This is a genomic window from Polyangium spumosum, from assembly GCF_009649845.1.
Lineage (GTDB): Bacteria > Myxococcota_A > Polyangia > Polyangiales > Polyangiaceae > Polyangium > Polyangium spumosum.
In genome coordinates this window covers 314504-335580 of record NZ_WJIE01000008.1, presented here as the reverse complement: position 1 = coordinate 335580, position 21077 = coordinate 314504, and the positions used below count along the sequence as shown (strand labels likewise).

15 protein-coding genes are annotated in these 21077 nt (G+C 69.4%); 9 read left to right on the top strand and 6 right to left on the bottom strand.

Features of this window, described 5'->3' with window-relative positions; genetic code table 11:
• Positions 1-90: 90 nt before the first annotated feature.
• Positions 91-3330: a DUF4215 domain-containing protein gene (locus tag GF068_RS27875; protein ID WP_153822513.1), complete on the bottom strand. Its 3240-nt coding sequence runs from the start codon at positions 3328-3330 to the stop codon at positions 91-93.
• 210 nt (positions 3331-3540) lie between these two features.
• Here GF068_RS27875 and GF068_RS27870 point away from each other — a divergent pair, with 210 nt between their 5' ends.
• Both GF068_RS27870 and GF068_RS27865 read left to right on the top strand, forming a co-directional pair.
• Positions 3541-5163, top strand: a complete 1623-nt coding sequence (locus GF068_RS27870) for an SIR2 family protein (protein ID WP_153822512.1) — start codon at positions 3541-3543, stop codon at positions 5161-5163.
• Complete coding sequence (locus tag GF068_RS27865; RefSeq protein ID WP_153822511.1) at positions 5160-7343, top strand: patatin-like phospholipase domain-containing protein; 2184 nt, start codon at positions 5160-5162, stop codon at positions 7341-7343. Before GF068_RS27870 ends, GF068_RS27865 begins: the two co-directional genes overlap by 4 nt.
• 14 nt (positions 7344-7357) lie before the next feature.
• Here the strand turns inward: GF068_RS27865 and GF068_RS27860 are convergent, their stop codons facing one another.
• Together GF068_RS27860 and GF068_RS27855 are read right to left on the bottom strand one after the other, a co-directional pair.
• The gene (locus GF068_RS27860) at positions 7358-7741 is read right to left on the bottom strand and encodes a hypothetical protein (protein ID WP_153822510.1); all 384 of its coding nucleotides are present in this window, start codon (positions 7739-7741) and stop codon (positions 7358-7360) included.
• A 121-nt stretch (positions 7742-7862) separates the two neighbouring features.
• On the bottom strand, positions 7863-8618 hold the full coding sequence (locus tag GF068_RS27855; RefSeq protein WP_153822509.1) for a glutathione S-transferase family protein: 756 nt from the start codon (positions 8616-8618) through the stop codon (positions 7863-7865).
• Between the two features lie 166 nt (positions 8619-8784).
• Here GF068_RS27855 and GF068_RS27850 point away from each other — a divergent pair, with 166 nt between their 5' ends.
• Both GF068_RS27850 and GF068_RS27845 read left to right on the top strand, forming a co-directional pair.
• Complete coding sequence (locus GF068_RS27850) at positions 8785-9267, top strand: DUF1579 domain-containing protein (RefSeq protein WP_153822508.1); 483 nt, start codon at positions 8785-8787, stop codon at positions 9265-9267.
• A gap of 59 nt (positions 9268-9326) precedes the next feature.
• A complete protein-coding gene (locus tag GF068_RS27845; protein ID WP_153822507.1) occupies positions 9327-9911 on the top strand; it encodes a hypothetical protein in 585 nt (194 codons plus the stop codon).
• A 1-nt stretch (position 9912) separates the two neighbouring features.
• Here GF068_RS27845 and GF068_RS27840 read toward each other — a convergent pair whose 3' ends face one another.
• Complete coding sequence (locus tag GF068_RS27840; protein WP_153822506.1) at positions 9913-13275, bottom strand: serine/threonine-protein kinase; 3363 nt, start codon at positions 13273-13275, stop codon at positions 9913-9915.
• A gap of 85 nt (positions 13276-13360) precedes the next feature.
• On the bottom strand, positions 13361-14044 hold the full coding sequence (locus GF068_RS27835) for a hypothetical protein (protein ID WP_153822505.1): 684 nt from the start codon (positions 14042-14044) through the stop codon (positions 13361-13363).
• A 124-nt stretch (positions 14045-14168) separates the two neighbouring features.
• Here GF068_RS27835 and GF068_RS27830 point away from each other — a divergent pair, with 124 nt between their 5' ends.
• Positions 14169-14378 (top strand): hypothetical protein, encoded by a 210-nt coding sequence (locus GF068_RS27830; protein ID WP_153822504.1) that lies wholly within the window; start codon positions 14169-14171, stop codon positions 14376-14378.
• Here GF068_RS27830 and GF068_RS27825 read toward each other — a convergent pair.
• Entirely contained in the window at positions 14375-15076 is a 702-nt protein-coding gene (locus GF068_RS27825) for a hypothetical protein (protein WP_153822503.1), read from the bottom strand. The two genes, GF068_RS27830 and GF068_RS27825, sit on opposite strands and share 4 nt — an antisense overlap.
• Before the next feature lie 110 nt (positions 15077-15186).
• Between GF068_RS27825 and GF068_RS44450 the strand changes: the two genes are divergently transcribed.
• From GF068_RS44450 to GF068_RS27805, 4 genes are all read left to right on the top strand, one after another.
• Positions 15187-15552: a hypothetical protein gene (locus GF068_RS44450; protein ID WP_206079569.1), complete on the top strand. Its 366-nt coding sequence runs from the start codon at positions 15187-15189 to the stop codon at positions 15550-15552.
• A 1-nt stretch (position 15553) separates the two neighbouring features.
• On the top strand, positions 15554-16933 hold the full coding sequence (locus GF068_RS27815) for an efflux RND transporter periplasmic adaptor subunit (RefSeq protein WP_338046596.1): 1380 nt from the start codon (positions 15554-15556) through the stop codon (positions 16931-16933).
• A gap of 5 nt (positions 16934-16938) precedes the next feature.
• Complete coding sequence (locus GF068_RS27810; RefSeq protein WP_153822502.1) at positions 16939-20034, top strand: efflux RND transporter permease subunit; 3096 nt, start codon at positions 16939-16941, stop codon at positions 20032-20034.
• A gap of 67 nt (positions 20035-20101) precedes the next feature.
• Complete coding sequence (locus GF068_RS27805) at positions 20102-21073, top strand: hypothetical protein (protein ID WP_153822501.1); 972 nt, start codon at positions 20102-20104, stop codon at positions 21071-21073.
• Positions 21074-21077: the final 4 nt, after the last annotated feature.

Genomic DNA, 21077 nt, shown 5'->3' with positions numbered 1-21077 from the left:
CGTGACAAATGAGGAGGTTTGCTCGGAGCAGGGCGAGAGATGACCCGGCGCCACGTATCGCAGCGCCGGGTTATCGGGTGGGTCAGCGCTTCAGGGCGCCACGCAGAGCGCGAGTGACCAGTTGTTCAGCGTGCCTACGATGGCCGCCTCGTCGTCGGCCACGGCGAGCTGCCACGCGCCTGCGGACGCTTGCCCGTTGAACGTGGTGAGCGGCGTCTCGGGCGAATAACAACCGGTGAACGGCGCCGTCCCCGACGCGATGGGGTTCGCGCAGGTGTCGTCGAGGATCGTGTTCGTGTAGTTGTCGTCGGACGAGCCGTTGTCGCTCGTCAGGTCGATGAGCGTGCCTGCCGGCGACGAGAGCGACACGTCGACGTCCGCGGCCCACGTGTGGGCGATGTTGAGCCGCACCACCGCGCGCGTCACGGTCCCCGGGACGGGCACGTTGATCGTGCTCGTCGTGAAGTCCTCGTCGGGGATGGCCATGGGCGTGTCCGTCGAGCCGAAGGCCACGAGCGTCTCGCCCGCGCCGCACGGCACGCTGCAGGCGAACGCGCATTCCGCGTCGGCGCAGTCGACGTTGCCGTCGCCGTCGTCGTCGATGCCGTCGTTGCAGACCGTCTCCTTGATCGTCTCGCAGGTCGCGGTGCAGCCCGGGCTGCCGTCGCACTCCTCGGTGCCCTCGACGACGCCGTTGCCGCAGAGCGCCGTGAGCTTCACCTGCAGCTTGTAGCCGGCGATGACGGTGTCCTCGAGGTAGTCGATCACCTTCACGCGGTACGTCCCCGCAGGCAGCTTGCGCGCGTAGGTGTTGATGTTCGGGTCGATCCTCGAGCAGTTGCCGATCGCCCCCTGGTCCTGCTCCGGTCCGAGCGGCGTCGCGCAGTCGGAGTAGAGCTGGATCACCGTGTCGACCGAGGCGCACGTGCCGGGGCCGTTCATGTCGTACGTCTCGATGTGCACGTCCGCCGTGCCGGGCAGCGTGAAGGCGAACCAGTCGTCGTCGCCCACCGGCGTGATCGCGCCCGTGAGGAGCAGGCCGTTCGCGTCCTGCGGCACCACGAACGGGCCCGTCGCCGCGGCGCAGGTGTCGTTCGGCTCCACCTCGGGCGTCGCCTCGATCGTGCAGTTCGAGGCGCAGCCGTCGCCGTTCGCCACGTTCCCGTCGTCGCACATCTCCGAGCCCTGCTTCACGCCGTCGCCGCAGAGCGCGTTGAACGAGATGTCGAGCAGGTAGCCCGGGATCGTGCCGTCGTTCAGCCAGTCCTCGACGCGCACGTAATACGTGCCCGGGGCGACGCGCCGCATCGCGGCGTCGATGGTCGAGTCGAGCATCGAGCAGCTATTGATGCCGTCCTGATCATCGGAGGTGATCACCGTCGTGCAGTCCGCGCCGCGGAACTGGATGACCGTGTCGGCGCTCGGGCAGGCGCCCAGCGCGCCCTCGAAGGTCTCGATCTTGAGATCCGCCGTCGCGGGCACGGTGAAGGCGAAGAAGTCCTGATCGCCGATCGGCGTGATCGCGCCGTTGATCGTCACCGGCGCCGCGACGGGCGCCTGCGCCGTGGCGCAGGTGCTGTTCGGCTCGAGCTCGCAGCCGGCCTCGACCGTGCAGCCCGGGGCGCAACAATCGCCGGCGGCCGTGTTGCCGTCGTCGCATTGCTCGACGCCCGCCTGCTTGAAGCCGTCGCCGCACGTCGGCAGCAAGCAGCCCGTGACGCAGCCGTCGGTGTTGTCCTGGTTGCCGTCGTCGCATTGCTCGACGCCGACCTGCACGAACGCGTCACCACACGTCGCCGCCGTGCAGCTCGACAGGCACGCGTCGGTGTTGTCCTGGTTGCCGTCGTCGCACGCCTCGACGCCGGCCTCCACGAACGCGTCGCCACACGCCGCAAACTTACAGCCTTCGACGCACGCGTCGGTGTTGCTCTGGTTGCCGTCGTCGCAGTCCTCGACGCCGATCTGCACGAACGTATCGCCACACGTCGCGACCTTGCAGGTCGACGGACACGCGTCGGTGTTGCTCTGGTTGCCGTCGTCGCACTCCTCGACGCCGGCCTGCACGAACGTGTCGCCGCACGCCGCGAGCTTGCAGGTCGACGGGCACGCGTCGGTGTCGTCCTGGTTGCCGTCGTCGCACTCCTCGACGCCGTTCTTCACGCCGTCGCCGCACACGGCCGCCTGGCAGACGTTGCCGGTGCAGACGCCGCTCACGCAGTCGGTGTTGCCGGCGCAGCCGAGGCCGTCGCCGCAGGGGCCACACGTCGGGCCGCCGCAGTCCATGCCGGTCTCGTCGCCGTTTTGCTTGCCGTCGTCGCAGCTCGGCGCGGCGCAGACGCCGGCCGCGCAGACGTCGCTCACGCAGTCCGCGTCGATCGAGCACGTCTGCGTCGCCTCGCACTTCTGGCAGAGCGGGCCGCCGCAGTCGGCGTCGGTCTCGTTCGCGTTTTTCTCGCCGTCCGTGCAGGTCGGCACGCAGATCGAGCCCGAGCAGGTGCCGCCCACGCAATCACCGTCGACGACGCAGCCCTTGTCGGGGCCGCAGGGCGAGCAGGAAGGGCCGCCGCAGTCCACGTCGGTCTCCTCGCCGTTCTCGACCGTATCGTCGCAGATCGGCGCGGCGCAGGTGCCGTCCGTGCAGACCCCGCTCTTGCAGTCCGTCGCCTCGACGCAGACGAGCGTGTCGTCGCAGGGCAAGCAGTCCGGGCCGCCGCAGTCGACGTCGGTCTCGCTGCCGTTCTTCACGGTGTCCGTACACGTGGGCGGCACGCACGTGTTCTCCGTGCAGACGCCGCTCGTGCACTCGCCCGGATCGGTGCACTCGACGCACTTGCCCTCGCCGTCGCAGACCTTCCCGCCGTCGACGTCGCAGGCCGTGCCGATCGCGAGGTTCTCGTTCGTGGGCGTGTCGCCGTTGCAGGTGTCCTCGGTGCAGGGGTTTGCGTCATCGAGCACGTCGGTCGGGTCCTCGACGCTCGTGACCTCGCCCTGGCCGTCGCAGACGCTCTGCTTGCAATCGCCGGACGACTGATCGGTCGTCGCCGTGCCCTGGGGCGCGTACGTGAAGCCGCAGACGCCGCCGTCGCAGGTGCGGGTCGCGCAGTCGGTGTCGGCCCCCGGGCATTCGTCGGCCGCAGCGCACTCGGCCATGCTGCCGCCCTGGCCGCCCTGGCCGCCCTGGTTGCCGCTGCCGCCCTGGTTGTTGCCGCCGCCGCCTGCTTGACCTCCCGTACCTCCCGTACCTCCCGGAGCGTCGTCCGAGCAGCCGGAGAGCGCCCCCGAGCCCGCGGTGAGCATCGCCGCTGTCGCGAGAGATGCCAGAAACCTCAACGATGAATCGAACCTTGTACTTCTTCTCACGGCCACCTCTTCAAAAAGAAAGGAGCGGGGTCGCCGAAAGCGACCCCATAGGCTCGGAGGAGTCGGGCCGCGGCGTCAAGTTTTTCCTGACAGGCGAGGACGAGGAAGGACAGACGTGGAGGAACGAGCTTCCTCGAGCGCGTGGTTTCCGGTACAATCCGGCAGGATCGGGAGAGCTCGATGAGCGGCCACCTCTTCATCGTACATGGCGACCTCACGCAGCTCTGCTGTGACGCCTGGCTCGTGCCTTGTGACATCGACGCGGTCCCCTCGCGGAGCTGGACGCGCTCGTTCGGCCACCTCGATCGCGCGAAGCTGCGCTGGGCCGATCCCACCGAGGAATGGCGGCGGGGGAAGCAGCGCGTCTTGAAGGTCGTGGATTGGGACGAGCGGCTCCCCCGCCCGTGGGTCGGCAATGTCGGGGCCGTGCCGAGCACGGACGTCTCCTGGTTCGTCGCCGGCGCCGAGCAGTTCATCGAGCGGGTGACGGACGATCTGCGCGACAATGGCTCACCTCCGCGTAATGGGCGCGCCAAGCACCTGCTCGCCCTGCCGGTCATCGGCACGAGGTATGGCGGCAAGCGCCACTGGACCGGAGACGTCGTGCGCGCGCTCGTCCCGGCCCTGCAAAGGCTGGCGGCCGCGAAGGACGTGGACATCGCGCTCGTGACCAATGACGAGCTCACGTATGCGTCCGCGCAGGCATTACGCGGGGCCGATCCCGCCGCCTGGCCCGGCCTCGACGAGCACCTCTGGCGCATGGGAGAGCAGCTCGCGCTCACCGCCGGGAATGGGGACCTCGTGCTCTTCGTCGGCGCGGGCGTCAGCAAAAATGCCGGCTTGCCGGACTGGGGAGGGCTGCTCCGGGATCTCGCGCGGGAGGCAGGGATGAACGAGGCCGAGCTCGGGGCGCTGCGCGAGCTCGGGGCGCTCGATCAAGCCCGCGCCATCGAGCTGCGGATGGAGACGAGCCAGCCTGCGCAAGCCACGAAGCGGGTCCTCGGGCAGCGGATCGCGGAGGCGTTCTCCCGGGTGCACGGGTATGCGCTGTCGCACGCGCTGCTCGCGGCGCTGCCCGCGAGGGAGGTCATCACGACGAATTACGATACCCTCTTCGAGCGCGCGTCGCAGGCCGCCGGCAGGACGGTCTCGGTGCTGCCCCACGAGCCACGATCGGGCGCCTCGCGCTGGCTGCTCAAGATGCACGGCTGCGTGACGGATCCCGATAACATCGTCCTCACCCGCGAGGATTACATGCGGTACGACCTGCGCCGGCAGGCCCTCGCGGGGATCGTGCAAGCGCTGCTCTTGATGCGCCACATGCTCTTCATCGGCTTCTCGCTTCGGGACGACAATTTCCACCGGATCGCGGACGCCGTCCGGCGCGCGCGGGTCCCCGCGAAGGCCGAGGCGAGCTCGCCCGTGGACCGGTTCGGCACGGCCCTGTCGCTCTTCTCGTCGCCGCTCGAGCAGAGCCTCTGGGGCAAGGATCTCGACTGGGTGAACATGCAATCGACGTCTCCCCCGACGGGCGGGGGCGAGGAGAGCGATAGAGCCTGGGCCGAGGCCGCGCGGCGGCTGGAGCTCTTCCTCGACAGCTTGCTCGCGCGGACGGGGACGACCGCGTACCTCTTGCACCCGCGCTTCGAGGGCGCCTTGAGCACGTCCGAGCGTGGCCTCGCCGAGAAATTGCAGCATTTCCTGGACGAGATCGATCGTGATCCGTCGGTGAAGGCGGCGCCTGCGTGGAAACACCTGGAGGCGCTGCTCCACCGGCTCGGGTGGCCGAGGACGCCCGGATGATGGGGGCATTGCGCGATTTCATCACCTCGCCCCCGTGGGTGCTCGTCGTCCTCTTCGACTTCTCGCGGCACCTCCTCCTGCTCGGGGCCCTTTTGCTGGTCCTCGGGATGCTCTTCTTCGAGCTCGGGCGTGGCCTCGGGCTGCCGTACCTGTTCCGGGGGCAGAGCCGCAGGGCGCAGCTCGCCATCGGGATTTCCCTCTCGTTGCTCGCGAGCGAGCTCTTTTACGTGAGTTATCTCGTCTCGCCCGACGAGCTTCACCGCTCCCGAGGCCGAGGGATCCCGCTCGACGTCCTGAATTACGTCGGCGCGCTCTGGGGCGTGGTCGCGGCGGTCGCCGCCGTCTCCTTGTTTTCGCGGGGCCTGCGTGGAAAGTGGCGCCTGCGTGATCTCGGGACGTCCGTGTACACGCTGCTCGGCGCCGAGGTGGGCCTCGTCATCACGCTGGGGTTCATCTTCGGGGGCACGAACGAGGCCCTCCTCTCGCGCGTCCGGAGCGCGTTCGACGGGCGAGGGTTGGCGATTCACGAGCACGTGTATGCCGCGACCTTCTTCGTGATCCTGGGCGTGGCTTACCTCGTGGCGAGCTGCTTTCGCGCGCAGAAGATCCCCGCGGCGGCCGGGCTCTGCGTCGTGCTCGCGTTGCTCGGGGCGATCGACGGTTTCTTCGTATACTGGCTCGAGAAGTGGCATTCGTTGCTCCTCGTCGGCGCGGCCCTGCTCGGGCTCTTCGCCCTGGGCCGCGACCGATACCGGGCCAGATTCACGGACCTGCTCACCGCCTATCGGCACCTCCCCCAGAGACCATGCAAACGCGGGTGCACGGACGGCCGGCATAGCCACCTCGAGGACTACGAGGCCTCGGCCCCGAGCGGCGCGGGGCTCTTGCCCAGAACGATGAGCGAGTTCCGCTGGACGGACGAAAGCGGCCACAAGCGGCCCCTCGTGCTGGTCTGCACGAGCGGGGGCGGGATCCGCGCGTCGGTATGGACCGCGGCCGTCCTCCGCGCGCTCGAAAAGCAGCTCGACGAGGATCAGCGCCGAGCGTTCCCCTATCACGTCCGCATGATCAGCGGCGCGTCCGGCGGGATGGTGGGCGCGGCGTACTGGGCCTCGACCCTCGAGGCCCCGGCGAAGACGGTAGGTTCGTCCGAGTATCACAAAGGTAACACGCCGGAGGAGTCCACGACGGAGGGCGGGGCGGACTGGCTCGTCGCGAACGTGGCCAAGGAGTGCCTCTCACGCGTGGCGGCGTCGCTCGTGTTCAGCGACGTGCCGTCGCGTGTCCTTTCATGGCTGGAGGGTTCCGCGCGCGAGGAGCTCCACGATCGAGGGACGGCGCTCGAGAATGCCTTCGTGGAGAACATGCCGTCGCTCGGCACGAAGCTCTCCGACCTCGATCGCAACGAAAAAGACGGCTGGTGCCCCTCGCTCGTGTGGAGCCCGATGCTCGTCGAGAAAGGAAAACGCCTGCTCGTCTCGAACCTCGGCCTGGACCCGTTACTCGTCCAGCACGGGCCGGCGATCGGAGAGGAGGGGACGACGGTCGTTTACTCGCGATCGGGGTACGAGCTCGGGCGGCTCTTCCCGGAGCCGTTCAAGACGACCCTCCGCCTCGCGACCGCGGCGCGCATGAGCGCTTCCTTTCCGTTCGTATCCCCCGCCGCCACCCTGCCGACCGTGCCGCGCAGCCGGGTCGTGGATGCCGGATACTGGGACAACTACGGGGTGAACATCACCTGCGGCTGGCTCGACGAGCTCCTCCGGACGAGCTGGATCGAGCAAAACGTGAGCGGCATCCTCCTCGTGCAGATCCGCGACGGCGTCGAGAGACCGGCGCCCGAGGGCAATGCCTTCAGCGATCGGATCACGCGCGCCCTCGAAGGCGTGACCTCCCCCATCTCCGCCGTGCTCTCGGCGCGGGAGAGCGTGATGCGGTTCCGCAACGACGAGCAGGTCGAGGCCATCGCCAGGCGATTCCGCCTCGAAAAGAGGTTCGGGGAGGACTTCTTCCAGCAGGTGACGTTCGAGTTCACCAAGGAAGCCGCCCTGAGCTGGTATTTGACGCCCGAGGAGCGGAGGAGCCTCGAGGATGCGGCGAAGGAGGCCGTCGAAGCCAAGGCCCCCGCGATCGGGGCGTGGTGGGACGTGCGGACGGTCGCCGCGTCGCAGGCGGCGTGACCGGCTCCGCGCGCTCAGCGGGTGCCGCGCCGCTGGCCGATGCCGCGCATCCACTGCTGCACGGCAGCCTTTTCCTCCTCGCCGAGGGACGCCCACGCGCCGCCGGCGCCCTCGTGGCTGCTCGCGGGGAAGCAAAACGCCCAGGCCTCCGAGCGCGTCTCGACGTTGTAATGGGGTCCCTTGTTCGGGTCGAAGTCGAGCCGGATCCGGCCCCATGCCTTGCTCGAACGATACTCGACGCCGACCTCGGTGCCGGCGAGCGGGGAGCTGCCGCCCATGTCCTTGCCGACGACGACCTTCACGTAAGGCCCGAGCGAGCTGCCGAGCAGCTCCTCGAGCTTCTTCACGGCCTTGTTCCGCGCCTCCTCGAGGCTCCCGCAATCGATGACCTGTTCCATATGTACGCCTCCTGTATCTGCGTGCCGGAGCTTACGGGAACCCGGCCGCGCTCGCAACCCGATCCGAGGCGCCGCACGCGGCCGTCGCCCGATCAGGGGCCCTTTCACCCGAGGGGCACGTTCACGCGCTCTTGCGGTGCTTCTCGTAGAGCTCGTCACGCCACGCGAGGAGCGCTGCATACCGCTCCGCGAGGTCCGGGTTGCTCCAGCCCTCGCGACCCCCGGGTCCGACCGACATGAAGCGCTTGTCGACCGGCCGCACCATCTGGAGCAAGAGGGCCATGGTGATGTCCGCATACGAAAATGTGTCGCCGATCAGATACTTCCGCCCGCCCGCGAGCGCCTCTTCGAGCGCATCGAGGTTCTCCTCGACCACGGCCCGGTGCGACGCTGCGCCCTTGCGCATCTCGTATTTCGCGGCGAAGAGCTCCATCACGCGGCGACCGACGAGCAGGAGCAGCGGCTCGACCACGTCCGGGATCCCCTTCGGCAACATGGCCTTCGCGGCCGCGGGCTCGTCGAGGACCCGGAGGATCATCGCGGCCCGCAGCGCCGCGAGCCCGGCCTCGCTGCGCCGATTCCAGGCCTCGATCTCGGCCTCCCGGCCCGCAGGGAAGAGCTTCGGCCCCGCGCCGATGGAGTCGGCGTGGCGGGCGATGTCGAACGAATCGGTGAAGAGGACGCCGCGGTCGTCGAGGACGGGCACGGTGACGCGCCCCGTCGGCTTGCGGAGGAGGATCCGGAGCCGGATGTCGCCCACCAAGAGCTGATGGTCGACCTTCTCGTAGGCGATGCGGTGATGATCGAGCGCCCAGCGGGCCTTCTCGGACCAGGGGGAGAACGGGATGCCATAGAGGCGGGGTTTCTGCTTTTGCATGGGTTCGCACCCATCCCATGGGGTCGGCGCGCTGTCGAGCGAACGATTTGCGCCAGCGCGAACCACGTCGCCCTCGGAGCAGAGCACGGTTTGGCCGGACCGGCGTCGATTCTTCGGTTGACGACGAACGTGCCTCGTGGTTTGACCGGGAACGAAGGAGGCTTTGATGAAGCCCGAACCGAAGAAAGAACATCGTTGGCTGCAAAAGCTCGTGGGCGAGTGGACGTACGAGCACGAGATGGAGATGGAGCCCGGCAAGATCGTGAAGATCACCGGCACGGAGGTCGTGCGCCCGATGGGCGACATCTGGGTCCTCTGCGAGGCGCGCGGCGAGATGCCCGGCGGAGACACGGGGCACATGCTGTGGACGTTCGGCTACGACCCGCAGAAGAAGGCGTTCGTGGGGACGTTCATCGGCTCGTTCATGGAATACATGTGGATCTATGACAACGGCACGCTCGACGCGGAGGAGAAGGTGCTGACGCTCCACACCGAGGGCCCGGATTTCTCTGCGCCGGACAAGATGACGAAGTTCAAGGACATCATCGAGCTGAAGAGCGACGACGAGCGCGTCCTGCGCTCGGAGATGCTGGGCCAGGACGGGAAGTGGTCCGAGGTCATGAGCCAGACCTATCGACGGAAGAAGTGACCGCCGAGGGAGAATGGGCAGGTTGACGCTCCTCGCCGAGCCCCCTACCCTCGCCCCGCATGCGCTCGCTCCTCCTCCTCGCGCTTTTCCTCGTCGGCTGCGGGCCCTCCCCCGCAGCCTCCAGCGCTGAACTGCCCGCCTCGGGCCGCGTCATGCTCCACGGCGTGACGATCGCCCCCAGCAAATTCGGCGGCGAGAAGTGGGACGGCGTCGGGCAGATCGATTCGAGCCAGATCGACCTCTTCGGCAATCTGCTGCGCGGACGCGTGCCCTATGTCGAGATCGCCAAGGCCCTCGCCGCGCCCGCGAACGACGCGCTCGACAAACCCGACGTGAAAGGGCGCGCGACGCTCCTCGGGCCCATCGAGGCCGCGCCCGTCGTGCTCGCGGGCCAGGAAGATACCTTCACCCCGCAATTCCAGGGTCCACCCACCTTCCGCGCCGTCCCCTTCGACGGGACCACGCGCCTCGCCGTCGAGCTCCTGGACGACGACCCCATCGATGACGACCCGGTCGGCTCCTTCCAGCTCGGTCCCGACGAAATGCTGGAGGCCTTCCGGGCCGGAAACGTGCATCAGGTGCGCGTCGACGCGCAGACGAACGGGCAGGTGATCTTCGCCGCGATATCGGTCCTTCCGGAGTGACCTACAGCGCGGCGGCGAACTCGCGGCCGAACTCCAGGGGCGAGGGGCGCTCGGCCGGATCCCGCGTGGTCGCGGCCCGGAGCAGCTTGGCGATCCCCGCCGGGAACCCGCGCAGGCGCCCCGGATCGTCGAATGGATCGAGGCGCATGTGCGCGAGGATGCGGTCGCGCCCGGTGAGCTCGTCGAAAAACGAGCGGCCCGTGGTCACGTTGTATATCGTGCCGGCGAGCGAATAGACGTCCGCGCGCGGGTCGAGCTCCACCGGATCCAGCACCTGCTCCGGCGCGATGTACCCGGGCGTGCCCGCCACGAAGCGCCCGCCGACCTCGGGCGGGACCCGGATCGCCCGCACCATCCCGAAATCGATGACCACGGTCGACAGCGGCGGCACACGCCCGGGATCGCGGTGCTTGTCCGGCTCGAACCGCTCCCCTCCCGCGAGCGGCAACCGCAACCACAGGTTCGCCGGCTTGATGTCCCGATGCACGAGCCCCGCGCCGTGCAGCGCCGCGAGCCCCGCGCACGCGTCGAGCACGACCTGCCGGAGCTCGAAGAGCGTCATCGGGCGCGCCGCGGCGTATTGCTTGAGATCCGCGCCGATGAGGTATTCGAGCACCAGGAACGGCGCGCCCTCCGAGACGCCACGATCGATGATGTTGGCGACGTTCGGGTGGTACAGCCCTGCGAGCGCGTTGGCCTCCTCGACGAACGACGCGAGGATCCCGGCGCGCTCGAACTCGTTGGCGCTGGCGAGCGCGTCGGCCTTGGGGATCTTGAGCACGAAGAGGCGATCGGCCCCGGGCTTGCGCACGAGCCACACCGACCCGATGCCGCCCTCGCCGAGCGCCTTGACGAGCTCGTAACCCTCGATGAATTTTGGCTCCTTTTTCTTCGGGGCGGGCGGCGGCGGCGGCGTCCTCCGGATCGCGCCGCGCACCGCGCCCTCGAGCAGCGCCGACGCGACGGGGCCGAGCGACGCGAACCACACGTCGAGCATGCCGAGCTCCCGCGCGCGAATGGCGCGGGCCACGAGCGCCGCCACGCGGGGCGCGTTCTGCGTCGTGCGCGGCGGGAGCGAGTCGTCGTCGTCCTCGCTCGCCGGGTGCAGCGCCTTCACGGGATCGGCGAGGGAGGCCTGCAATCGATCACCGGCGAGGACGAGCCGGATGCATCGGAGCTCGAGGTCGGGCTTCGGCCCCGCCGCCTCCTCGAAGTCCTCGAGCGCCATCGCGAGCTTCATGAGCGCCCGCGAGAGCTCGGTGTCCGTCGCGTGCAGCGCGACGAGCGCCTCCTCGGTCTGGTACGCCCAGCCCGCGTCGCTCTGGGCCGACGAGACGGCCGTGCGTAGCGCCTCGGCTTGCTCGCAGCAGAGCGCGAGCGCGCTCGCGGACATCATCGGCAGCGCGGTCGCGAGCTGCCGCAACATCGCCGGCCGATCGATGACGAGCGCCCACCACGCCGCGAACGGGCCGAGCCAGCGCACGTCGTCGACCTCGCCGAGCGCCGTGCCACGTGTCGTGTCCACGAGCCGCCAGAGCAGCGCGGAGAGCGCGTTCTTCAGCGCCGGAGGCAGCTCCCGCGAGCCCGTGCCGAGCCCCTCGAGCTTGCGCAGCCAGAGGCAGGTGTCGTGCGCCGTGGGCCCGCGCTGGCCGTGGTGCGGCCCTCCGTGTCGCCGGACGACGCCCGCCGCCCCGAGCTTCGGCCCGAGCTCGTCGTCCTCGCCGCAAGCGTCGAGCGCATACCCGCCGAGCCTCACGGCCACGACCTCCAGCGCGAGATCCGCTTGCGCGTCCGTCTTCTCGCCGCGCCGCCGCTCCGCGACGAGGTCGATGATCTCCGCGGGCGTGCGCGCGAGGGTCTTCCACGTCTCCTCGAGCTCCGGCTCGTCCACGGGCACGCCCGTGGGCCGCGTCGCGAGCAGCGGGCGCCAGAGGCGAACCGCGAACGCGCGCGCCGTCGACTCGAGCGCGTTCAGCGCGGCCGCCCGCTGCCGGAGCCTGCCCCATCCGAGCGCGATGCGGCGCGCCTCGTGAAACGATGACGCGATCGAGGAGGCGAAACGCGCGGCGCGAGCGTCCGCCTCCTCGTCGTCGTACTGCGCGGCGAGGCGCACCAGGTTCTCCAGGCCGAGCTCGAGATCGAGCGGATCCCGCTCCGCCCGGTCGATCACGTCCGTCACCGCGATGACCTCGATCCACCGGCGCGTCTCGTCGATCGACGCGGCGCGCACGTACCGCGCCTTCTCGCGCAGCGCCCGCAGCGTGGCCTCGATCTCGGGATCCTCCACGCCGCGGCGGAAGAGCGTCGCGAGCCCTCGCGCGAGCGCGCGCGCCGCGATCGCGCCGCCGTCGCCCTCGAGCACCCGCCGCGCGAGGCGATCCCAGAGCGTCTTGCGCTCGAAGAAGAGGTACGGCGTCGCCGCGGCGACCGCCGCCAGCACCCAGGCCTCCTCCTCGCGCGAGTCGAGGATGGCCACGAGCTGGCTGGCGAGGAACGCGAGCCGCTCGGCCGGCAGCGAGGCGAACGCCGTCGTCGCGCGTTGCCTGAGGACCACCGACGCGCCGAACACCCAGTCGAGCAGCGTGCCCTGCAGCTCCTCGAGCACGCCCGTGAGGCGGCCGAGCGCGCGCGCCGCGTGCACCCAGACGAGCGGCTCGGGGTGCAGGAGCAGCGGCTGGAGCACCTGCAGCGTGCGCCCGACGAGCTCCGGCTCGGTCGTCCGCGGCATCCCGCGCACGCTCACCTCCAGGCACCGCGCGGCGAGCACACGCCCGCGCAGCGCGCCGTGCGCAGGTCCACGCACCATCAGCTCGAACGTCTCGGCCGATCCCCAGAGCCATGGTCCGAGCTCGGGGACCTCGAGCGCGCTCGCCCCGGCCTCCCAGACGAGGATCTCGAGCCGCGCGCGCGCCTCGGCGTTCGCCGGCGTCGCGAGCGCCGCCCCGTCGCCGAGCAGCGGCACGCACGAGAGCGCGTCGACGAGCGGCCCCTCGACGACACGCGCGCGCGCCGCCTCGACGATCCGATCGACGCCCAGCGACTCGGCGAGCGCCACGAGGATCGGCGCCATCCGCACGTCGCGCCGGAACGCGCTCGCCGCGCAGAACGAGAGCAGCACCTCGCCCGCCGGCTCGCCGTAGAGCGCGGCGAGCGCGGCGAGCTCCTCGGCCGAGCGCGACAGCTCCGGAAGCGCGCGGCGCAGGAGCTCTGCGGCGGCGCGCGCGTCCTGGGGGAGCACGCGCCTGTCGGCTTCGCTCTCGCCGCCTGCCCGGAAGTGCGCGCGCACGGCCTGTTCGAGCTCGGGTTCTGCTGCGTGGAGCCGCGACAGGGTCGACAGCGCGATCTGGATGTCTTCGGACAACATCGGCGCCGGGGAGAATACTGCGTTTGCGCCGTCCCGTTCAAAATACCCACGGCTTGGCAGGGCCAAACCGCGGCCACGCCCTGGATCAGTCGGCGCGCCAGAGGACGCGGCTGTAGAGGGGCTCCTCCTCGACGTCCATGCATTCGATGTCGTGCACGACGGCGTGCGCGAGGATGCAGAGCCCGAGCAGCGGCAATCCGTCGTCCTCTTCGTCCTGCTCCTTGAAATACATGACGAACCCCGTCCCGTCCTCGCGCGAGGGCTCGTCCTCCTCGGGATCGAAGGAGATCATCGCCTCGACGTCGAAGCCCTCGATCTCCTCCACGGTGAGCGGAGCCTCCTCGGGCAGGCGCTCGTTCAGGAACGAGAGCATGTCGTCCCAGTCGTCCTGCGTGAGCCGATATTCGACGTACACGTGGACCTCGATCGACACGGGCGAGCGCGACTCGAAATGGGAACACAAGAGGCCCACGTGGAGCTTCTGCTCGCTCCCGTAGAGCCGCTCGAGCAGCGCATCGGGCTCCGTGTCCACGCTGTCGGCCTCGTAAATCCCGCGATCCTCGTCCTCATCGAGCCCGAGCATGGATTCGAGGCTCTCGTTGTACACCGAGAGCTCGGAGCCGTCGGCGAACGTGATCTCGTACCGGTCGACCCGGAAACGGAGCGTGCCCGCCCGCGAGACCTTGGCGAGCCGCTCGGGAGGCCGCGAAGGCCCCACGGAGCGACGCGCGAAAGCGAATTCCTCCGAACCGGTCAACTGTACGGCCATGCGGGAGCCCTCCCCGGCGAAGGGGAGCCGAGGACGTCCGCGCTGTCAAGCGCGGGCTTTTCTTGACGCCGCTCGGAAACCAGCCGATGCTGTCCTCGCCGCGCCCTACGAGCCCGAGGCCCCGATGAGCACCCATATTCGCCCCGTTCGCAACGAACCTCCCGAGGGGGGCTCGGAGGCCTCCGTGGAGGAGCAAAAAGCGCGGCTGCGTGGCGAAAACAAGTCCTGGTACCTCGGCCGCGCGGGCCGCGACGACAACGATCCGATGGCCGGCTTGAACGGCAGCCAGGTGGATCTGACGCGCGTGCTCCGGGGTCGTCGCCTCCGCCGCTAGCGATAACCACGCTCCTGCGCGGCCGCGGCGGCCTCGGAGAGGCGCGTCGCGAGCACCTCGGCGTCGAGGCCGGCCTCGTGTTCGGTGAGGAGGAACGTCTCGCCTTCACGCGTCGTCGCGATCCAGGGCAAGAGCTCCCCGCCGCCCACGACGTCGTCGCGGCTCCGCACGAGCACGAGCACGCCGCGCCCGTCGAGGTCCCGCGCGAGGGCGACGCCCCGCAACGACGACGTGGGAATGGTGACGTCACGGCCGCGCGCGCGGAGCGAGAGGAAATCGACGGAGATGTTCTCCAGCCGGACGGCTTGCCCGTGGCGCACATCGGCGAACACGCGCCTGTCGAACACGAAAGCCACCGCCGCGCCGGCCAGGCCGACGCCGTGAAGCAAAAAACCTGAAATGGCGAGCGGCGATTCGAGCGCGCCCGAGGCGAACGCCCACGCCCCGGCCGCGGCGACGAGCACGAACGCGAAGAGCCGGAGCGCCACGCCGATCCGGATCCGCCGCACGGTGCCGCTCTCCTCGACGGAGAGCCCCAGCATGACGAGCCCGATGGCCACGACGACGAGGCCGGGCGGCGAGAGCAGAAATGGGACGAACCCGCCGCGGAATGCCGGCGGCGCGAGCATCGCGAGCCCGAACGAAGAAAACGCAATCGAGAAGGCGCGCCCCTGGGTCGAGAGCAAGATACGACGCACGGCGCCGGCGAAGGTATCACGACGTGGGGCCGGGAGGATCCGGTCGATGCTCCGGCCCCCCCCGGCGGCCCGCTGGACGCGCTCCGCCCCTGCGGCTAGGCTCGCGCTCCGTGACGACCCGCCGAGCTCCCGCGATCTCCACGCAGACCCCTGGACCTCGTCGTGTGTGCGTGTTGCTCCTCGCCGCCCTCTCCCTCGCCGCGTGCTCCAAGGACGCCGGCTCCACGGCCAAGCCCGAGCCGACCGCGGCGAAGCAGGACGGCGCCCACGCGCCGAGCAACGTCAAACCCGGCTCGCACGAGGACTGGTGCGGCGAGCATGCGGTCCCCGAATCCCAATGCACCCGGTGCAACCCCGAGCTCGTCCCCGCCTTCAAGGCCACGGGCGACTGGTGCGCCGAGCACGGCCTGCCCGAGTCGCAGTGCTTGAAGTGCAACCCGGACCTGAAGATCGTTCGACCTCCCAAGGGGAGCTGAGGTGCGTCCCCTCCTCGTGACCGTCCTGGCGCTCCTCCTGGGGATCGCCGGGTGTGGTCGAGATCCGAGCGCGTCCTCCGCGCCTCCGGCGAGCTCCGCGCAGCCCACGTCGGCGAAGGCGGACGGCGAAGGGAAGCTCTGCGCGCACGGCGTGCTCGAGGTGGTTTGTCCCAAATGCCACCCGAAGCTCGCGGCCGTGTTCCAGGCGAAGGGCGACTGGTGCGCCGAGCACGGCTTTCCGGAGTCGTTTTGCCCCATCTGCCACCCGACACGTGGCGGACGCCCCGCCGCCGACGTGAGCGGCAAGAGCGCCCCCGAGGCGGACGCGCCTGCCGACGGGACCAAGGTCCGCTTCAAGACGAAGGAGACCACGCGGCTCGCGGGCATCCGGACGGTGAAGGCCGAAGAGCGAAACAACGCGGGCGGCGTCGTCGTCATGGCCCGGATCGCGTACGACGCCACGCGGCTCGCGCACCTCAATGCGCGGGCGGCGGGCGTCGTGCGGGCGATGAAGGTCGACATCGGCTCGCAGGTCAAAAAGAAGGACCCGCTCGCCGTCATCGAGAGCGCGGAGGTCGGGGCGGATCGCTCCAAGCTCGAGGCCGCGCGGGTGCGCGTGGGCATCGCGCAGAAGAACCTGGATCGCCTCACCATGCTCCAGAAATCGGGCTTCAGCTCCGAGAAGGACGTGCTCGCGGCGGAGCAGGAGCTCGCAGCCGCCAGGGCCGAGCGAGCGGGGCTCGCCACGGCGCTCTCCATCATCGGCGCGGGCGGCGGGGCGGGCGGCTCGTACACGCTCACCTCGCCGATCGACGGCGTCGTGACCCAGCGCAGCGCCACCGTGGGCAAGCTCGTCGGGCTCGAAGAGATGCTCTTCGAGGTCGTCGACACGTCCGCGATGTGGGCGGAGCTCGACGTCCCCGAGGCCGAGCTCGCGGCCGTCGCGGCGGGGCAATCCGTGACGCTCGACGTCGACGGGCTCGCGGGGCGCACGTTCCGCGGGAAGATCACGTACCTGAGCCCGCAGATCGATCTCGCGACGCGCACCGTGCGTGCCCGTGTCCCGCTGGAGAACGCGGACGGGGCCTTGCGGGGCAACATGTTCGGCCGCGCGCGTGTGGACGTCGGCGCCGAGCGCGCGAGCGTCACCCTGCCCGACGCGGCCGTGCAGCGCGCGAAGGACGTGCACCTCGTCTTCGTGAAGCTCGCGGAGGACGAATACGAAGCCCGGCGCGTCGAGCTCGGCATACGCGTGGGCAACCTCGTCGAGATCCGCAAGGGCGTTCGTCCCGGCGAGGACGTCGTCACCACGGGCAGCTTCCTGCTCAAGACCGAGACGTTGAAGGAGAGCATCGGCGCCGGCTGCTGCGACGCCGACTGAGATCGATGCTGAGCCGCATCATCACGTGGTCGCTCGGCCACCGCCTCATCGTCCTCCTCGCCACGCTCGCCGTCGTGATCCTCGGGGCGATCTCCTTCCATCGCCTGCCGATCGACGCCTTCCCCGACACGACGCCGGTGCAGGTGCAGATCAACACCGTGGCGCCCGCGCTCTCGCCGCTCGAGATCGAGCGGCAGATCACGGCGCCGATCGAGCAATCCATCGCGGGCCTGCCGGGCCTCGACGAGGTGCGCTCGATCTCGCGGTTTGGTCTGTCGCAGGTGACGGTCGTCTTCGAGGACGGGACCGACATCTATCTCGCGCGGCAGGTCGTGATGGAGCGCCTGCAGAGCGTCTCGCTCCCGCCGCAGATCGAGCGGCCGACCCTCGGGCCGGTCGCGACGGGGCTCGGCGAGGTCTTCCATTACATCGTGTCCGGCGAGGGCAAGAGCCTGAGCGAGCTGCGCACCACGCACGACTGGATCGTCAAGCCGCAGCTCCGCTCGGTCCGCGGCGTCGCCGAGGTGAACGCCTGGGGCGGCGACGAGCGGCAGATCCACGTGGTCGTTGATCCCAGGGATCTGCAGCGTCGTGGCCTCACGCTCTCGGATCTCGCCGAGGCCATCGAGCGCAACAACACGAACGTCGGCGGCGGCAGCCTCGATCGAGCCGGCGAGGCCACGCTCGTCCAGGGGATCGCCATTGCCACGCGCCCGAGCGACATCGAGGACATGGTCATCACGGCGCACGAGGGCGTGCCCGTCCGGGTCCGCGACGTGGCGAAGGTCGTCGAGGGGCGCGAGATCCGGCGCGGCGCGGTGACCGCGGATGGCAAGGGTGAGGTCGTCCTCGGCCTCGGCTTCATGCTCATGGGCGAGAACAGCCATGACGTGACGACCCGGCTCAAGGTGCGGCTCGACGAGATCAAGAAGAGCCTGCCGCCCGGGATCGAGGTCGAGACGGTCTACGACCGCACCGAGCTCGTGGAACACGTGCTCGGGACGGTCCGGACGAACCTCCTCGAAGGCGCGCTCCTCGTCGTCGCGGTCCTCTTCGTGTTCCTCGGCAACCTGCGCGCGGGGCTCGTGGTCGCTCTGGCGATCCCGCTCTCGATGCTCTTCGCGTCGAACCTGATGTTGCGCTTCGGGATCGCGGGCAGCCTGATGAGCCTCGGCGCGATCGACTTCGGCCTCGTCGTCGACAGCTCCGTGATCATGGTCGAGAACGCGACGCGGCGGCTCGCGGAGGACGAGGGCGAACGATCGACGATCGAGGTCGTGCGTGACGCGGCGCTCGAGGTGCGCAAACCGACGATGTTCGGCGAGCTCATCATCATGATCGTGTATCTGCCGATTCTTTTCCTCGAAGGGGTCGAGGGGAAGCTCTTCCGGCCGATGGCGCTGACGGTGATCTTCGCGCTCGCGGGCTCGATGTTGCTCTCGCTCACGCTCATGCCGGTGCTCGCGAGTTTCCTCCTGCCGCGCCGGATCGTGGAGCGGGAGAACATCGTGGTCCGGGCGCTCTTGCGCGTGTATCGCCCGGCGCTCCAGCTCGCCCTGCGCCGGAGGCGGCTCGTCGTGGCCGCGGCCGTGGTGATGCTCGGCGGGGCCATTGCGCTCTCCACGCGGCTCGGCGCGGAGTTCGTCCCGCGGCTCAATGAAGGCGCCATCGTGGTCAATACGATCCGCCTCGCGGGCGTGTCCGTGGACGAGTCGACACGGTATGGCCTCCAGATCGAGAAGACCCTGCGGGAGAAGTTCCCCGACGAGATCGCGCGTATCTGGACGCGCACCGGCACGGCGGAGCTGGCCACGGATCCGATGGGGATCGAGCTCTCGGACGTGTTCGTCACGCTCACGCCGCGGGAGCGATGGAAACGCGGCGCGACGCAGGACGAGCTCGTGCGCGCCATGCAGGGCGAGCTCGAGAACCTGCCCGGCATGCGGATGGTGTTCACGCAGCCCATCGAGATGCGGGTGAACGAGATGATCGCCGGGGTCCGCTCGGACGTCGGCGTGAAGCTCTTCGGGGAAGACTTCGAGGTCCTGAAGGAGAAGGCGCGCGAGATCGAGGCCGTCCTGAAGGTGATCCCGGGCGCCGCCGACGTGGTGACGGAGCAGGTCACGGGACAGCCGCTCCTCCAGGTCGAGGTCGATCGCGCGGCGATCGCCCGCCACGGGATCCCGGCGCGCGAGGTGCTGGATGTCGTCGCGTCGCTCGGGACACGCGAGGTCGGCCAGATGCAGGAGGGGGAAAAACGCTTCCCGATCACGCTGCGGCTCGACGATCGATATCGCACGGACGCCGAAGCCGTCGGGCGTATCCTGATCACGGCTGCCAATGGCACGCAGATCCCCCTCTCGAGCGTGGCGCACCTGCGCCTCGTCGAGGGGCCTTCGTCCATCCACCGCGAGTGGGCCAAGCGGCGGATCGTGGTGCAGGCCAACGTGCGAGGCCGCGACGTCGGCTCCTTCGTGGAGGAGGTGAGCCGGCGCATCGACGAGAAGGTCGTATTGCCGTCCGGTCATTACGTGCGTTATGGCGGCCAGTTCGAGCACCTCGAGCGCGCGGAGCAGCGCCTCCTCATCGTCGTCCCCGCCGCGCTCGTGCTCATCTTCGTGTTGCTTTATTTCACCTACGGGCGCGTCCTCGACGCGGCGCGGGTGTTCACGGGTGTTCCCTTCGCCGCGATCGGCGGGATCCTCGCCTTGTGGTTACGCGGGCTGCCGTTCAGCATCTCCGCGGGCGTGGGTTTCGTCGCGCTGTCGGGCGTCTCGGTCCTCGCGGACATGGTGCTCGTCTCGACCGTGCGGCAGCTCCTCGGCGCCGGGATGCCGGTACGCGACGCCGTCGAGCAGGCCGCGGAGCGCAGGCTCCGTCCGGTCCTCATGACGGCCCTCGTCGCGAGCCTCGGGTTCTTGCCGATGGCCATCAATACCGGCGTGGGCGCGGAGGTGCAGCGCCCGCTCGCGACTGTCGTCATCGGCGGGGTCCTCTCCTCGACGCTGCTCACGTTGCTGGTTTTGCCGGCGCTTTATGTGATGTTTGGCGCGGGCAAGACCATGAATGCAGCAGCGCGGGGAAAGGTATCACGATCGTGAGCCATCCGGGTTCGTTTTCCCTTGTCGCCCGACCGAGCAACTCGCGATTCTGCATTCCATGCAAGCCATGACGAGACGCCGCTCGGCCGTGCTGGGCGTGCTGGTGCTGGGCTTTGGTGGGGCATGGATGACGGGAGCGTGCGGAGGCCCGCTCGATCCGGGGCCTCTCGATGCGTGCGCGGCTCTCCCCGAAGCCCCGCTCGACGAGCCGACCGAATGCGCGGAGCCGATGCAGAAGCCGTGCATGCTGTACCGCATCCCGCTCCTGGGAAACCCGACGGAGAACGGCGCGCTGCGGGGCGAGTACATCGCCGCGTTCGGCAGCGCTTGTTACATGTCCGCGGGCCCCATCCCCACGTTCAACTGCTTCTACAAGACCTGGCAGTCCGCGTGCGCCGATGCCGTGAAGATCGGCAAGGTGTCGGGGAATGCGGAGTACGACGAAGGCTACGAGTGTCAGCCCGTCGGCAACGGTGACTACACGCTGCAAGTCGGTCCGGATCCCGCGATCAAGATTCCGATCACCTACGAGGACGCGCCGCTCGCGACGTCGCTCATCGAGATCAAGACCGTCCCGACGGAGGTGAACGGTCCGTATCGGAACCTGGTCGAGGTCACGACCGTCAAGCCGGAGAAAGACTTCAACTGTACCAGCGGCCAGGTCGGCGCCGACGGCAAGACCATGAGCCAGAGGAAGTGGATCCTCGAGGTCAACCGCAAGGCGCACGGCGGCAAGATCCACTCCGATCTCGCGGGCTTCACGTGGCCTTGCGACGATGAGAACTGCAAGCCGACGACGTGCACGGAGAAGCTCGTCCTCCTGGATCCGGCTGATAAAAACACGCCCGAAAATGATCCGGATCGCGCGCAGGTGCACCACGTGGTGCCCAGGAAGGACCCGCGCGGTTGCCGGTGGGGCACGAACGCGTACAAAAACGCGGCCGTCATCTCGACGAGGCTCAACCAACATCTCACGAACAAGGTCCCGCCGATCAAAGAGGTGGATCAGATCAACAAGGTGCCGCCCTACTCGCCTTGACGCG

Excerpts from the sequence above, each read along its gene's own strand:
- GF068_RS27810 (WP_153822502.1), top strand. The coding sequence starts at position 16,939 with ATGCTGAGCCGCATCATCACGTGGTCGCTCGGCCACCGCCTCATCGTC.
- GF068_RS27870 (WP_153822512.1), top strand. The coding sequence starts at position 3,541 with ATGAGCGGCCACCTCTTCATCGTACATGGCGACCTCACGCAGCTCTGC.
- GF068_RS27855 (WP_153822509.1), bottom strand. The coding sequence starts at position 8,618 with ATGCAAAAGCAGAAACCCCGCCTCTATGGCATCCCGTTCTCCCCCTGG.
- GF068_RS27860 (WP_153822510.1), bottom strand. The coding sequence starts at position 7,741 with ATGGAACAGGTCATCGATTGCGGGAGCCTCGAGGAGGCGCGGAACAAG.
- GF068_RS27840 (WP_153822506.1), bottom strand. The coding sequence starts at position 13,275 with ATGTTGTCCGAAGACATCCAGATCGCGCTGTCGACCCTGTCGCGGCTC.
- GF068_RS27830 (WP_153822504.1), top strand. The coding sequence starts at position 14,169 with ATGAGCACCCATATTCGCCCCGTTCGCAACGAACCTCCCGAGGGGGGC.
- GF068_RS27845 (WP_153822507.1), top strand. The coding sequence starts at position 9,327 with ATGCGCTCGCTCCTCCTCCTCGCGCTTTTCCTCGTCGGCTGCGGGCCC.
- GF068_RS27835 (WP_153822505.1), bottom strand. The coding sequence starts at position 14,044 with ATGGCCGTACAGTTGACCGGTTCGGAGGAATTCGCTTTCGCGCGTCGC.
- GF068_RS27805 (WP_153822501.1), top strand. The coding sequence starts at position 20,102 with ATGACGAGACGCCGCTCGGCCGTGCTGGGCGTGCTGGTGCTGGGCTTT.
- GF068_RS27850 (WP_153822508.1), top strand. The coding sequence starts at position 8,785 with ATGAAGCCCGAACCGAAGAAAGAACATCGTTGGCTGCAAAAGCTCGTG.
- GF068_RS27865 (WP_153822511.1), top strand. The coding sequence starts at position 5,160 with ATGATGGGGGCATTGCGCGATTTCATCACCTCGCCCCCGTGGGTGCTC.